Annotated in this window: 15 protein-coding genes; all 15 read left to right on the forward strand. The window is 43.2% G+C overall.

Annotated features, from left to right (window positions below):
* The first annotated feature begins 133 nt into the window (after positions 1-133).
* Positions 134-694 carry a ribonuclease M5 gene (gene rnmV, locus NST56_RS00265; RefSeq protein WP_339179247.1) on the forward strand — a complete coding sequence of 187 codons (561 nt, stop codon included), beginning with the start codon at positions 134-136 and terminating at the stop codon, positions 692-694.
* Positions 687-1,565, forward strand: coding sequence for a 16S rRNA (adenine(1518)-N(6)/adenine(1519)-N(6))-dimethyltransferase RsmA (gene rsmA, locus NST56_RS00270; protein ID WP_229150218.1), 879 nt, complete (start codon positions 687-689; stop codon positions 1,563-1,565). The genes rnmV and rsmA overlap by 8 nt, the downstream gene beginning before the upstream one ends.
* 160 nt (positions 1,566-1,725) lie before the next feature.
* Positions 1,726-2,598 carry a sporulation-specific protease PrtG gene (gene prtG / locus NST56_RS00275; protein WP_010332695.1) on the forward strand — a complete coding sequence of 291 codons (873 nt, stop codon included), beginning with the start codon at positions 1,726-1,728 and terminating at the stop codon, positions 2,596-2,598.
* A gap of 201 nt (positions 2,599-2,799) precedes the next feature.
* Positions 2,800-3,060 (forward strand): Veg family protein, encoded by a 261-nt coding sequence (locus NST56_RS00280; RefSeq protein ID WP_010332696.1) that lies wholly within the window; start codon positions 2,800-2,802, stop codon positions 3,058-3,060.
* A 161-nt stretch (positions 3,061-3,221) separates the two neighbouring features.
* Entirely contained in the window at positions 3,222-3,407 is a 186-nt protein-coding gene (locus NST56_RS00285) for a small, acid-soluble spore protein, alpha/beta type (RefSeq protein WP_010332697.1), read from the forward strand.
* A 147-nt stretch (positions 3,408-3,554) separates the two neighbouring features.
* On the forward strand, positions 3,555-4,424 hold the full coding sequence (gene ispE, locus NST56_RS00290) for a 4-(cytidine 5'-diphospho)-2-C-methyl-D-erythritol kinase (protein WP_268445226.1): 870 nt from the start codon (positions 3,555-3,557) through the stop codon (positions 4,422-4,424).
* Between the two features lie 55 nt (positions 4,425-4,479).
* The gene (purR, locus tag NST56_RS00295) at positions 4,480-5,337 is read left to right on the forward strand and encodes a pur operon repressor (RefSeq protein WP_168746753.1); all 858 of its coding nucleotides are present in this window, start codon (positions 4,480-4,482) and stop codon (positions 5,335-5,337) included.
* Entirely contained in the window at positions 5,334-5,711 is a 378-nt protein-coding gene (ridA, locus tag NST56_RS00300; protein WP_003226738.1) for a 2-iminobutanoate/2-iminopropanoate deaminase, read from the forward strand. Before purR ends, ridA begins: the two co-directional genes overlap by 4 nt.
* Before the next feature lie 194 nt (positions 5,712-5,905).
* Positions 5,906-6,199: a septation regulator SpoVG gene (spoVG, locus tag NST56_RS00305; RefSeq protein WP_003218346.1), complete on the forward strand. Its 294-nt coding sequence runs from the start codon at positions 5,906-5,908 to the stop codon at positions 6,197-6,199.
* 191 nt (positions 6,200-6,390) lie between these two features.
* On the forward strand, positions 6,391-7,761 hold the full coding sequence (glmU, locus tag NST56_RS00310) for a bifunctional UDP-N-acetylglucosamine diphosphorylase/glucosamine-1-phosphate N-acetyltransferase GlmU (RefSeq protein WP_010332700.1): 1,371 nt from the start codon (positions 6,391-6,393) through the stop codon (positions 7,759-7,761).
* A gap of 22 nt (positions 7,762-7,783) precedes the next feature.
* Positions 7,784-8,737, forward strand: a complete 954-nt coding sequence (locus NST56_RS00315; RefSeq protein ID WP_010332701.1) for a ribose-phosphate diphosphokinase — start codon at positions 7,784-7,786, stop codon at positions 8,735-8,737.
* An 86-nt stretch (positions 8,738-8,823) separates the two neighbouring features.
* A complete protein-coding gene (locus tag NST56_RS00320; protein ID WP_168746755.1) occupies positions 8,824-9,441 on the forward strand; it encodes a 50S ribosomal protein L25/general stress protein Ctc in 618 nt (205 codons plus the stop codon).
* 105 nt (positions 9,442-9,546) lie between these two features.
* Positions 9,547-10,113, forward strand: coding sequence for an aminoacyl-tRNA hydrolase (pth, locus tag NST56_RS00325; protein WP_229150221.1), 567 nt, complete (start codon positions 9,547-9,549; stop codon positions 10,111-10,113).
* A 60-nt stretch (positions 10,114-10,173) separates the two neighbouring features.
* Positions 10,174-10,404 carry an anti-sigma-F factor Fin family protein gene (locus tag NST56_RS00330; RefSeq protein ID WP_010332704.1) on the forward strand — a complete coding sequence of 77 codons (231 nt, stop codon included), beginning with the start codon at positions 10,174-10,176 and terminating at the stop codon, positions 10,402-10,404.
* A 69-nt stretch (positions 10,405-10,473) separates the two neighbouring features.
* On the forward strand, positions 10,474-14,007 hold the full coding sequence (gene mfd, locus NST56_RS00335) for a transcription-repair coupling factor (protein ID WP_326204042.1): 3,534 nt from the start codon (positions 10,474-10,476) through the stop codon (positions 14,005-14,007).
* Positions 14,008-14,108: the final 101 nt, after the last annotated feature.

The raw sequence follows: 14,108 nt of genomic DNA on the forward strand, positions 1-14,108 counted from the left end.
CTATACAGAGGGTTTTGCGCCCTCTGTTTTTTTCGTTATAATAGACGAAGTGTATTTTCTGCTTATTAGACGCTCGACATATGAAAAAGTTTCATCAATATACAAAAGTTTTTATTTTGTCTTGGAGGAAATAATGAAAATTAAAGAGATCATTGTGGTCGAGGGGCGTGACGATACGGCCCGCATCAAATTGGCTGTTGATGCAGACACAATTGAAACAAATGGTTCAGCCATCGGTGATCATGTGATTGAACAAATCCGTTTGGCTCAGGAAACCAGAGGCGTTATCATCTTAACGGACCCGGATTTCCCGGGAGAAAAAATACGCAAAACCATTTCCGAAGCTGTACCCGGCTGTAAGCATGCATTTTTGCCAAAGCACCTTGCGAAACCTAAAAACAAACGGGGAATTGGCGTAGAACACGCATCAATTGAAAGCATCCGGGCATGTTTAGAAAACGTGCATGAAGAAATGGAAGCTCAGCCGAGTGAAATTTCTGCTGAAGACCTAATTCACGCCGGGCTGATTGGCGGATCTGAAGCAAAACGCCGCCGTGAACGTCTTGGTGATCTGCTGAAAATCGGATATACAAATGGCAAACAGCTTCAAAAACGGCTGCAAATGTTTCAAATTAAAAAAAGTGATTTTATGAGTGCGCTCGATACCCTCATGCGGGAGGAACAGGATGAATAAAGATATTGCGACACCGATAAGAACGAAAGAGATACTAAAAAAATACGGTTTTTCTTTTAAAAAGAGTTTGGGACAGAATTTCTTAATTGATACGAACATTTTAGACAGAATTGTCGACCATGCCGAAGTGACGGAGAAAACCGGTGTCATTGAAATCGGCCCGGGAATCGGGGCTTTGACTGAACAGCTTGCCAAGCGGGCGAAAAAGGTCGTGGCATTTGAAATTGATCAGCGTTTATTGCCGATCCTTAAAGACACGCTCTCCCCCTATGACAATGTCACTGTCATTCATCAAGACGTACTTAAGGCAGACGTGAAATCGGTCATTGAAGAGCAATTTAAAGACTGTGATGAGGTAATGGTTGTAGCCAACCTTCCTTATTATGTGACAACGCCGATTATCATGAAGTTGCTTGAAGAAAACCTCCCGCTGAAAGGGATTGTCGTTATGCTGCAAAAGGAAGTAGCTGAACGTATGGCTGCTGATCCTTCATCTAAGGAGTACGGTTCACTTTCTATTGCTGTGCAATTTTATACAGAAGCCAAAACGGTGATGATCGTTCCGAAAACGGTATTTGTTCCTCAGCCTAATGTAGATTCAGCAGTCATTCGGCTGATTCGTCGCGACGGCCCGGCAGTGGATGTAGAAAACGAAGCCTTTTTCTTTCAGTTAATTAAGGCGAGCTTTGCTCAGCGCCGCAAAACGTTGCTTAATAACTTAGTGAACAATCTGCCTGATGGTAAAGCAAAAAAACCAATGATTGAGCAAGTGCTGGAAGAAACGAATATTGACGGCAAGCGCCGAGGTGAATCCTTGTCTATTGAGGAATTCGCTGCGCTGTCTAACGGATTGTACAAAGCCCTTTTCTAAAAGGGCTTTTTGTTTTCGCACCACATGGACTGCCGCTACATAGGCTAGAGAAGGACCTTAAATTCAATGATAAGAAAAACTTGCACTCAGCGAAAAAAGGCGCTTTTCTCAAGGCTCTTTCTTTCATGATGAGGCTTAGTCTATGTGTGGAGTGAGGAACGTGCAATTTAAAATAGGGGATATGGTAGCCAGAAAATCCTATCAAATGGATGTTTTGTTTCGCATATTAGCGATAGAACAAACAAGTACAGGGAATTCAATCGCCATTTTGCATGGTGACGAAGTCAGGCTGATTGCTGATGCGGATTTTTCTGATTTGGTGGCTGTGCAAAAAGATGAGCAGCTGATGCGAAAAAAGAAAGATGAGAGCAGAATGAATGAATCACTTGAGCTGCTCCGTCAGGATTATAAGCTGCTGAGAGAGAAACAGGAGTACTATGCAACAAGCCAGTACCAGCATCAGGAGCATTATTTTCATATGCCGGGCAAGGTGCTTCATATGGACGGTGATGAGGCGTACTTGAAAAAATGCCTGAGTGTCTATAAAAAGATCGGTGTGCCGGTTTACGGCATTCATTGTCACGAAAAGAAAATGTCTGCTTCTATAGAAGAATTGCTCGACAAATATCGACCTGACATCCTGGTGATTACCGGCCATGATGCATACTCCAAGCAAAAGGGCGGCATTGATGATTTGAGCGCATACAGACATTCGAAACACTTTGTCGAAACAGTTCAGAAAGCCCGAAAAAAAATCCCTCACTTAGATCAGCTTGTTATTTTTGCGGGGGCTTGCCAATCCCATTTTGAATCACTTATAAGAGCGGGAGCTAATTTCGCGAGTTCTCCTTCAAGAGTAAACATTCATGCTCTTGATCCTGTATATATCGTGGCGAAAATCAGCTTTACGCCTTTTATGGAAAGAGTCAACGTATGGGAAGTGCTCCGGAATACACTGACAAGAGAGAAAGGACTTGGAGGCATTGAAACAAGAGGAGTATTGAGGGTCGGAATGCCTTATAAGTCCAATTAGCCCCGGATAGATGATTTATTCGGGGTTTTTATTTTACATAATGATACATAATTTACCGAAACTTGCGGAAAATATTTAAGGAATCATAGAATTTTGTCAAAATAATTTTGTTGACAACGTCTTATTAACGTTGATATAATTTAAATTTTATTTGACAAAAATAGGCTCGTGTTGTACAATAAATGTAGTGAGGTGGATGCAATGGCGAAGACGTTGTCCGATATTAAAAGGTCGCTTGATGGGAATTTAGGTAGAAGGCTGACGTTAAAAGCAAACGGTGGCCGCCGAAAAACGATTGAGCGTTCGGGCATTTTAGCTGAGACGTACCCTGCTGTTTTTGTGATACAACTAGATCAAGACGAGAACTCGTTTGAAAGAGTTTCATACAGTTATGCTGATATTTTGACTGAGACTGTTGAACTGACATTTAATGATGACGCAGCAAGCTCAGTAGCATTTTAACGGGCAGTGAACTTTTTGTTTACTGCTTTTTGTTTTGTCTTTTTTTGATTTCCATTAATTCTCTCGATACTTTCACTGTCATTAAACAAAAGATAAAAACGGTCACATTTTATCGTGACGTGCACGAATCGTTATCATCTCTAAAAAAGGGGTTGTTTCGTTTGGGCAGACGTCGTGGAGTTATGTCAGATGAGTTTAAATATGAGCTGGCTAAGGACCTTGGTTTTTACGACACTGTAAAAAATGAAGGTTGGGGAGGCATTCGTGCCCGCGATGCCGGTAACATGGTAAAACGGGCAATTGAAATCGCCGAACAGCAGATGGCTCAGAATCAGAATAACCGATAAGGAATGTGACCCGGGGGACGTATGGTTCCCCGGTTTTTGATTTTGGTTGTAAATACATAATAGCTCCAATATGGATATGTTCATCCCGCACTTCAAATGTGATACAATGTTCATACTTATGTTTAGATGGAGAAGTAGGTGAAAGCTATGCGTATTTTAGAAAAAGCGCCAGCCAAGATCAATCTGTCACTTGACGTTACCCGAAAACGCCCGGATGGTTATCATGAAGTCGAAATGATTATGACGACAATTGATTTAGCGGATCGGATTGAATTGACGGAGCTGGCAGAAGATGTAGTAAGGGTTTCATCCCACAACCGCTTTGTGCCCGATGATCAGAGAAACTTAGCTTATCAGGCTGCCAAGCTCGTCAAAGACAGATACAACGTGAAAAAGGGAGTTTCCATCATGATCACGAAGGTGATTCCCGTGGCTGCCGGCCTTGCCGGCGGAAGCAGTGATGCGGCCGCAACGCTCAGAGGACTGAACAGACTGTGGAATTTAAATCTTTCTGCAGAAACGCTGGCAGAGCTGGGAGCGGAAATTGGCTCAGACGTCTCGTTTTGCGTCTATGGCGGAACTGCGCTTGCCACTGGACGCGGTGAAAAGATCAAACACATCAGCCCGCCTCCGCATTGCTGGGTCATTTTGGCGAAGCCAACAATTGGAGTTTCTACGGCCGAGGTCTACAGACAGCTAAAGCTTGATGAGGTGGAACACCCGGATGTAAACGGTATGATTGACGCGATTGAGGAAAAGAGCTTTCAAAACATGTGCAGCCGTTTGGGGAATGTGCTTGAGTCTGTAACGCTTGATATGCATCCAGAAGTCGCGATGATCAAAAACCAGATGAAACGCTTTGGCGCAGATGCCGTGTTAATGAGCGGAAGCGGTCCGACTGTGTTTGGACTGGTTCAATATGAGTCTAAGGTACAGAGGATTTATAACGGGTTAAGAGGCTTCTGCGATCAGGTATATGCGGTGAGAATGATCGGCGAACAGAACGCTCTTGATTAAATCCGTATGTTAAGTTATATTGATCTTAAAATATTCGGATTTTGGGGGTAAGTTCATGAAGTTTCGTCGCAGCGGCAGATTGGTGGACTTAACAAATTATTTGTTAACCCATCCGCACGAGTTAATACCGTTAACCTTTTTTTCTGAGCGGTATGAATCTGCAAAATCATCGATCAGTGAAGATTTAACAATTATAAAGCAAACCTTTGAGCAGCAAGGGATCGGTACTTTGCTTACTGTTCCCGGTGCTGCCGGAGGTGTCAAATATATTCCGAAAATGAAGCAGGCTGAAGCTGAAGAATTCGTTCAGACACTTGGACAGTCTTTGGCAAATCCTGAGCGTATCCTTCCGGGCGGTTATGTGTATCTAACGGATATCCTAGGAAAGCCATCTGTACTCTCCAAGGTTGGAAAGCTGTTTGCTTCTGTATTTGCGGACCGCGAAATTGACGTTGTCATGACAGTTGCCACGAAAGGCATCCCTCTCGCGTATGCAGCTGCGAGTTATCTGAATGTGCCTGTCGTCATTGTGCGCAAGGATAACAAGGTAACTGAGGGCTCCACGGTCAGCATTAATTACGTGTCAGGCTCCTCAAATCGCATTCAAACGATGTCACTTGCAAAAAGAAGCATGAAGACGGGTTCAAACGTACTCATTATTGATGACTTTATGAAAGCAGGCGGCACAATTAATGGTATGATTAGCCTGTTGGATGAGTTTAATGCGAATGTAGCGGGGATCGGCGTCTTGGTCGAAGCCGAAGGAGTAAATGAACGTCTTGTTGATGAATATATGTCACTTCTAACTCTTTCAACGATCAACATGAAAGATAAGTCCATTGAAATCCAGAATGGCAATTTTCTGCGTTTTTTTAAAGACAATCTTTTGAAGAATGGAGAGACAGAATCATGACAAAAGCAGTCCACACAAAACATGCCCCAGCGGCAATCGGACCTTACTCACAAGGGATCATCGTCAATAATATGTTTTACAGCTCAGGCCAAATTCCTTTGACGCCTTCAGGTGAAATGGTGAACGGTGATATTAAGGAGCAGACGCATCAAGTGTTCAGCAACTTAAAAGCGGTGTTGGAAGAAGCAGGTGCTTCTTTTGAAACAGTCGTAAAGGCAACTGTATTTATCGCGGACATGGAACAGTTTGCGGAAGTGAACGAAGTGTACGGGCAATATTTTGACACGCACAAACCGGCTAGATCTTGCGTTGAAGTTGCGAGACTTCCAAAGGACGCATTAGTCGAAATCGAAGTGATTGCGTTAGTAAAATAATAAGAAAAGTGATTCTGGGTTTGCTCGGAATCACTTTTTTATTTACCTTATGCCTGAAATAAAAGCGTTATGACCTAATTGTGTATTTATATCCTAATTTTTCAAAAAATATTTTAAAAAACAGCAGGAATTCAGAAAAAATCGTGGAATTGATACACTAATGCTTTTATATAGGGAAAAGGTGGTGAACTACTGTGGAAGTTACTGACGTAAGATTACGCCGCGTGAATACCGATGGTCGCATGAGAGCGATTGCATCCATCACGCTGGATCACGAATTTGTTGTACATGATATTCGTGTGATTGATGGAAACAATGGTCTTTTCGTTGCGATGCCGAGTAAACGCACCCCTGATGGAGAGTTCCGCGATATTGCTCATCCTATTAATTCAAGCACGCGTGGAAAGATTCAAGATGCCGTGTTAAATGAGTATCATCGTCTGGGTGACACTGAAGCATTAGAATTCGAAGAAGCTGGAGCTTCTTAAAAAATAACCAAAAAGCAAGGACTGCTGATGGGGCTGAGACAAGCCTTTTTCCGGCAGTCCTTTTTTAATTCTGATTTTTCAAACTAAAATGCACCAATAGAAAATTCTTGCACTTCATGAAGTCTCCTTGAAATCAACTGATATTTAGGATATATTTTTCTATGGATAAAAGGGATATTGGAGGCCATTAAATGGATAAGCGGTTTGCAGTTGTTTTAGCGGCTGGACAAGGAACGAGAATGAAATCAAAGCTTTATAAAGTCCTTCATCCAGTTTGTGGTAAGCCTATGGTAGAGCACGTCGTAGACGAAGCTTTAAAGCTATCTTTAACGAAGCTTGTCACGATTGTCGGACATGGTGCGGAAGAAGTGAAAAAGCAGCTTGGTGATAAAAGCGAGTATGCGCTTCAAGCAGAACAGCTTGGCACTGCTCATGCTGTAAAACAGGCACAGCCATTTCTTGCTGACGAAAAAGGTGTAACGATTGTCATTTGCGGAGATACGCCGCTTTTAACAGCGGAGACAATGGAAGCTATGCTGAAAGAACATACACAAAAAGAAGCAAAAGCTACAATCTTGACAGCTGTTGCAGAAGATCCGACTGGATACGGCCGAATCATTCGCGGTGAGAGCGGAGCGGTTCAAAAAATCGTGGAGCACAAGGACGCTTCAGAAGAAGAACGTCTTGTGACTGAAATTAATACTGGAACGTATTGTTTTGATAATGAAGCTCTATTCCGGGCCATTGACCAAGTATCGAACGATAATGTTCAAGGCGAGTATTATTTACCGGATGTGATAGAGATCCTCAAAAATGAAGGCGAAACTGTTGCCGCTTACCAGACTGGTAACTTCCAAGAAACGCTCGGAGTTAATGATAGAGTTGCTCTTTCTCAGGCTGAATTGTTTATGAAAGAGCGGATTAATAAACGGCATATGCAAAATGGTGTTACGCTGATTGACCCGATGAATACGTATATTTCTCCTGAAGCTGTCATCGGAAGCGATACTGTGATTTATCCTGGAACTGTGATTAAAGGTGAGGTGCAAATCGGAGAAGATACGATTATCGGCCCTCATACTGAGATTATGAATAGTTCCATTGGAAGCCGTACTGTGATTAAACAATCGGTAGTCAACAACAGTAAAGTGGGGAATGATGTAAACATAGGACCTTTTGCTCACATCAGACCTGATTCTGTCATCGGGAATGAAGTGAAGATCGGGAATTTTGTTGAAATCAAAAAGACGCAATTCGGAGACCGAAGCAAGGCTTCTCATTTAAGCTATGTCGGGGATGCCGAAGTAGGCAAAGACGTCAACTTGGGCTGCGGTTCAATTACTGTTAATTATGATGGAAAGAATAAATATTTAACGAAAATTGAAGACGGCGCATTTATCGGCTGCAACTCCAATTTGGTTGCCCCTGTCACAGTCGGAGAAGGCGCTTATGTAGCGGCAGGCTCAACTGTTACGGAAGATGTACCTGGAAAAGCACTTGCTATCGCCAGAGCGAGACAAGTAAATAAAGACGATTATGTGAAAAAAATTCATAAAAAATAATCCTAAATTCGGAGGTTTATCCATGTCTAATCAATACGGAGATAAGAATTTAAAGATTTTTTCTTTGAATTCTAATCCAGAGCTTGCAAAAGAAATCGCAGATATAGTTGGAGTTCAATTAGGGAAGTGTTCTGTCACAAGATTTAGTGATGGGGAAGTCCAAATTAATATCGAAGAAAGTATTCGCGGATGTGACTGTTACATCATCCAGTCTACAAGTGACCCCGTTAACGAGCATATTATGGAACTGTTGATTATGGTAGATGCGCTGAAACGCGCTTCAGCAAAAACCATTAACATTGTGATTCCTTATTACGGTTATGCGCGTCAAGACAGAAAAGCTAGATCCCGTGAGCCAATCACAGCAAAACTTTTCGCAAACCTGCTTGAGACTGCTGGTGCGACTCGTGTCATCGCGCTTGATCTGCACGCACCGCAAATTCAAGGATTCTTTGATATACCGATTGACCACTTAATGGGTGTTCCGATTTTAGGAGAATATTTTGAAGGCAAAAACCTTGAAGATATCGTCATTGTTTCACCAGACCACGGCGGTGTGACACGCGCCCGCAAGCTGGCTGACAGACTAAAAGCGCCGATTGCGATCATTGATAAGCGCCGTCCGAGACCGAATGTGGCAGAAGTCATGAATATTGTCGGTAATATCGAAGGGAAGATCGCTATTCTTATCGATGATATCATTGATACAGCCGGCACCATTACACTTGCAGCTAATGCGCTTGTTGAAAACGGAGCAAAAGAAGTATATGCATGCTGTACACATCCGGTACTATCAGGACCTGCTGTAGAACGAATTAATAACTCAACAATTAAAGAGCTTGTTGTGACAAACAGCATCAAGCTCCCTGAAGAAAAGAAAATTGAACGGTTTAAGCAGCTTTCAGTCGGACCGCTTCTGGCTGAAGCGATTATTCGCGTTCATGAGCAGCAATCTGTCAGCTACCTGTTCAGCTAAACCGATGTTTTAAAAGGTTTAAACCTTTATCGTTTTGGGTATTGTTTCTAATAAGACAATAAAACGATAATAGGATGGTGCTGAATATGGCAACGTTAACGGCAAAAGAAAGAACAGGTTTCACCCGTTCGTCTCTTCGGGATATTCGTACTTCAGGACATGTTCCAGGTATCATATATGGAAAAGACACGGAAAACAAACCGGTATCCTTAGACAGTGTGGAACTTATTAAAACACTGAGGGATGAAGGCAAGAATACAGTCCTTACTCTTGACGTCAACGGAGAGAAGCACGCTGTCATGGTAACAGAGCTGCAAACGGACCCGCTGAAAAATGAGGTCACTCATGCTGACTTCCAAGTCGTTAATATGAGTGAGGAAATTGAAGTGGAAGTGCCGATTCATCTGACTGGAGAAGCAATTGGAGTGAAAAATGGAGGCGTATTGCAGCAGCCGCTTTACGCTCTTACTGTGAAGGCTAAGCCAAAAGCAATTCCGCAATCAATCGAGGCAGACATTTCTGGTCTTGATGTAAATGATGTACTCACGATTGAGGACTTGCCTGCTGGCGGTGACTACTCCTTTAATCACGAATCAGATGAGGTTGTGGCTTCCATTCTTCCTCCGCAGCAGCAGGATGCTGCAGAAACAGATGCTGAGGAAACTGCCGATGCTCAGCCTGAAGGTGAAAACAAAGATCAATAATAGCTTAAGGCGTAACCCTCCCGCGGTTACGTCTTTTGTGCTAGAATGAGAAGAATTATAGCCCGTATTAGAGCGGGAGCTTATGTGACTAAGGGAGGATTTTCCATGCTTGTAATTGCCGGCCTCGGAAACCCGGGAAAGAACTATGAAAATACACGGCATAATGTCGGATTTATGGCAATAGACCAGCTTTCGAAGGAATGGAATATTGAGCTGAACCAGAGCAAATTTAACGGATTATATGGAACCGGATTTGTTTCCGGCAAAAAGGTTCTACTTGTTAAACCGCTTACATATATGAATTTATCAGGAGAATGTTTGCGGCCTTTAATGGATTATTATGATGTAGACAACGAAGATTTAAAAGTTATTTATGATGACCTTGATCTGCCGACTGGCAAGATCCGTCTAAGAACGAAAGGCAGTGCGGGCGGGCATAATGGCATCAAATCACTGATCCAGCATCTCGGAACGCCTGAGTTTGATCGCATCCGCATCGGAATCGGGCGGCCTGTGAACGGGATGAAGGTGGTTGATTATGTTTTAGGCGCTTTTTCAAAGGATGAAACACCAGCAATTGAAGAAGCGATTGAAAGGTCCGTTAAGGCTTGTGAGGCTTCTCTCAGCAAACCGTTTTTAGAGGTTATGAACGAATTCAACGCGAAGGTATAAAATACATAATCAGAGTCCATACTACACCAAAATGACTTTTTCATCAGGAGGGTCCCTTGTATGGCTTTGCATTATTATTGTCGTCATTGCGGAGTAAAAGTTGGAAGTCTGGAATCTTCCATGGTATCGACAAATTCACTTGGGTTTCACCACTTAACAAACGAGGAAAGAAACGATATGATTTCATATAAAGACAATGGAGATGTCCATGTTCATACCATATGTGAAGATTGCCAAGAGGCACTTGAACGAAATCCGCATTACCACGAACATCACACATTTATTCAATAAAAAGCTTTGGTGTAGACACTAGACCAAAGCGTTTTTCTGTTCTTACAGAAAACAGAGAGGAGGGGCCATATGGACAACATTCAAACCTTTATTAAAGAAAGCGATGACTTCAAATCCATCGTCAACGGTTTAAACGAGGGGCTGAAGGAGCAGCTGCTCGCGGGTCTTTCAGGTTCCGCGCGTTCTGTTTTTACTTCTGCTTTGGCTAATGAAACGAATAAGCCTATCTTTCTAATCACCCATAATTTATACCAAGCTCAAAAAGTAACGGATGATCTGACTTCACTTCTTGAGGATCGGTCTGTCCTTCTGTACCCCGTCAATGAACTCATATCATCAGAAATCGCGGTGGCTAGCCCTGAACTGCGGGCGCAGCGCTTAGATGTCATTAATAGATTAACAAACGGAGAAACGCCTATAGTTGTGGCTCCGGTGGCGGCTGTCAGAAGAATGCTGCCGCCGGTAGAGGTGTGGAAAAACAGCCAAATGCTCATTCAGGTGGGTCATGATATCGAACCGGATCAGCTGGCATCCCGACTGGTAGAGGTGGGATACGAGCGGTCTGATATGGTTTCTGCACCCGGTGAATTCAGTATTCGCGGCGGAATTATCGACATTTATCCGCTGACCTCTGAGCATCCGGTCAGAATCGAATTATTCGATACCGAGGTTGATTCCATCCGCAGCTTTAACTCCGATGATCAGCGGTCAATTGAGACCTTGACCTCTATCCGTATCGGTCCGGCAAAGGAACTGATTATCAGAGCTGAAGAAAAAGCACGTGCAATAGAGAAGATGGATAAAGGCCTTGCCGATAGCTTGAAAAAATTAAAGCTCGACAAGCAAAAAGAAATCCTGCATATGAATATTTCTCATGATAAAGAGCGTTTATCTGAAGGCCAGACAGATCAAGAATTGGTGAAGTATCTCTCGTATTTCTATGAAAAGCCCGCTAGTTTACTAGATTATACACCTGATAACACACTTCTGATTTTGGATGAGGTCAGCCGGATTCATGAGATGGAAGATCAGCTGCAGAAAGAAGAAGCGGAGTTCATAACAAACCTTCTCGAGGAAGGGAAGATTTTGCATGACATCAGTTTGTCATTCAGCTTCCAAAAAATAGTGGCTGAGCAAAAACGGCCTCTGCTGTACTATTCTTTGTTTTTGCGGCACGTACAGCATACGAGTCCGCAAAATATCGTCAATGTGTCAAGCAGACAAATGCAGAGTTTTCATGGCCAAATGAACGTGCTTTCGGGTGAAATGGAGCGCTTTAAAAAATCAAATTTCACCGTTGTATTCTTAGGAGCAAACAAGGAACGTACACAAAAATTATCATCTGTTCTGGCTGATTATGAAATAGAAGCTGCCGTGACGGACAGCAAAAAAGCGCTTGTTCAGGGACAGGTTTATATCATGGAGGGCGAGCTTCAATCAGGATTTGAGCTGCCGTTAATGAAGCTTGCTGTCATTACTGAAGAGGAATTATTTAAAAACCGCGTGAAAAAGAAGCCTCGAAAACAGAAGCTTACGAATGCAGAGCGCATCAAAAGCTATTCTGAGCTTCAAATCGGTGATTATGTCGTTCATATTAATCACGGGATCGGAAAGTATTTAGGGATTGAAACCCTTGAGATCAATGGAATTCACAAAGACTATTTAAACATTCACTATCAGGGAAGCGACAAGCTTTATGTGCCGGTTGAACAAATTGACCAGGTACAGAAGTATGTCGGCTCTGAAGGAAAAGAACCGAAGCTGTATAAATTAGGCGGCAGCGAATGGAAGCGGGTTAAGAAAAAAGTAGAAACATCGGTTCAAGACATCGCTGATGATTTAATTAAACTGTATGCCGAAAGGGAAGCGAGCAAGGGCTACGCGTTTTCTCCTGATCATGAAATGCAGCGTGAATTTGAATCGGCGTTTCCTTATCAAGAGACGGAAGATCAGCTCCGCTCTATTCACGAAATCAAAAAAGACATGGAAAGAGAGCGGCCGATGGATCGCCTGCTTTGCGGAGACGTAGGCTACGGTAAAACAGAGGTTGCCATCCGTGCGGCGTTTAAGGCGATTGCTGATGGAAAACAGGTCGCATTGCTTGTCCCGACAACCATTTTGGCTCAGCAGCACTATGAGACCATTACAGAGCGCTTTCAGGACTACCCGATGAATATCGGCCTGCTTAGCCGATTCAGAACAAGAAAAGAAGCAAACGAAACGATTAAAGGATTGAAAAACGGAACAGTTGATATCGTCATCGGGACGCACCGATTGTTATCAAAAGATGTTGTTTATAAAGACTTAGGGCTGCTCATCATTGATGAGGAGCAGCGTTTTGGGGTCACCCATAAAGAAAAGATCAAACAGATTAAAGCCAATGTGGATGTATTAACACTAACAGCGACGCCGATTCCCCGTACGCTGCATATGTCTATGCTTGGCGTAAGGGATCTCTCGGTGATCGAGACTCCGCCGGAAAACCGCTTCCCTGTACAGACGTATGTTGTGGAATACAATGGTGCCCTTGTCAGAGAGGCAATTGAGCGCGAGCTTGCGCGCGGAGGCCAAGTCTATTTCTTATACAACAGGGTAGAGGATATCGAACGGAAAGCAGATGAGATTTCAATGCTTGTCCCTGACGCGAAGGTTGCGTATGCACACGGAAAAATGACAGAAAATGAATTAGAAGCTGTCATGCTGAGCTTCCTAGAAGGGGAATCAGACGTTCTCGTCAGCACAACAATTATTGAAACGGGTGTAGATATTCCAAACGTGAATACGCTGATCGTGTTTGACGCCGACAAGATGGGTCTTTCTCAGCTTTATCAGCTGCGGGGACGTGTCGGCCGTTCTAACCGTGTAGCGTATGCGTATTTCACGTATCGCAGGGATAAAGTGCTTACTGAAGTAGCTGAAAAAAGGCTGCAGGCAATTAAAGAATTTACGGAACTGGGATCTGGTTTTAAAATCGCCATGCGTGACTTAACGATTCGCGGAGCCGGAAACCTTCTTGGCGCTCAGCAGCACGGCTTTATCGATTCGGTCGGATTTGACCTCTACTCGCAAATGCTGAAGGAGGCCATTGAAGAGCGGAAAGGCGATACAGCGAAAACCGAGCAATTTGAAACAGAAATTGATCTTGAGCTTGATGCGTACATTCCGGAAACCTACATTCAAGACGGCAAACAGAAAATTGATATGTATAAACGCTTCAGATCTGTGGCTGCAATTGACGAAAAAAATGAACTCCAAGATGAGATGATTGACAGATTTGGGAATTATCCAAAAGAAGTTGAATACTTGTTTACCGTAGCTGAAATGAAGGTCTATGCGAGAAATGAACGGGTCGAATTGATTAAGCAAGATAAAGATGCAGTCAGGCTGACCATTTCTGAAGAGGCTAGTGCTGATATTGACGGCCAGAAACTGTTTGAGCTTGGCAACAAATACGGCAGACAAATCGGACTGGGAATGGAAGGGAAAAAGCTCAAAATTTCCGTTCAAACGAAAGGCAAGAGTACGGATGAGTGGCTCGAAACCGTGCTGGGCATGCTGAAGGGCCTTAAAGATGTGAAAAAACAAACCATTTCATCAACGTAAATTTTGTTACTCTCTGGTGTATATTACATTTGATGTGACGGATACTAATTTCAAGCGAGGCGGAAGGTACATAAAGTAACTGCTTTAGGTCTTTCCCACAT

It is taken from the genome of Bacillus sp. FSL R5-0560, from assembly GCF_037966305.1.
GTDB lineage: Bacteria > Bacillota > Bacilli > Bacillales > Bacillaceae > Bacillus > Bacillus mojavensis.

Excerpts from the sequence above, each read along its gene's own strand:
- rnmV (WP_339179247.1), top strand. The coding sequence starts at position 134 with ATGAAAATTAAAGAGATCATTGTGGTCGAGGGGCGTGACGATACGGCC.
- rsmA (WP_229150218.1), top strand. The coding sequence starts at position 687 with ATGAATAAAGATATTGCGACACCGATAAGAACGAAAGAGATACTAAAA.
- NST56_RS00280 (WP_010332696.1), top strand. The coding sequence starts at position 2,800 with ATGGCGAAGACGTTGTCCGATATTAAAAGGTCGCTTGATGGGAATTTA.
- ispE (WP_268445226.1), top strand. The coding sequence starts at position 3,555 with ATGCGTATTTTAGAAAAAGCGCCAGCCAAGATCAATCTGTCACTTGAC.
- purR (WP_168746753.1), top strand. The coding sequence starts at position 4,480 with ATGAAGTTTCGTCGCAGCGGCAGATTGGTGGACTTAACAAATTATTTG.
- ridA (WP_003226738.1), top strand. The coding sequence starts at position 5,334 with ATGACAAAAGCAGTCCACACAAAACATGCCCCAGCGGCAATCGGACCT.
- glmU (WP_010332700.1), top strand. The coding sequence starts at position 6,391 with ATGGATAAGCGGTTTGCAGTTGTTTTAGCGGCTGGACAAGGAACGAGA.
- NST56_RS00315 (WP_010332701.1), top strand. The coding sequence starts at position 7,784 with ATGTCTAATCAATACGGAGATAAGAATTTAAAGATTTTTTCTTTGAAT.
- NST56_RS00320 (WP_168746755.1), top strand. The coding sequence starts at position 8,824 with ATGGCAACGTTAACGGCAAAAGAAAGAACAGGTTTCACCCGTTCGTCT.
- pth (WP_229150221.1), top strand. The coding sequence starts at position 9,547 with ATGCTTGTAATTGCCGGCCTCGGAAACCCGGGAAAGAACTATGAAAAT.
- NST56_RS00330 (WP_010332704.1), top strand. The coding sequence starts at position 10,174 with ATGGCTTTGCATTATTATTGTCGTCATTGCGGAGTAAAAGTTGGAAGT.
- mfd (WP_326204042.1), top strand. The coding sequence starts at position 10,474 with ATGGACAACATTCAAACCTTTATTAAAGAAAGCGATGACTTCAAATCC.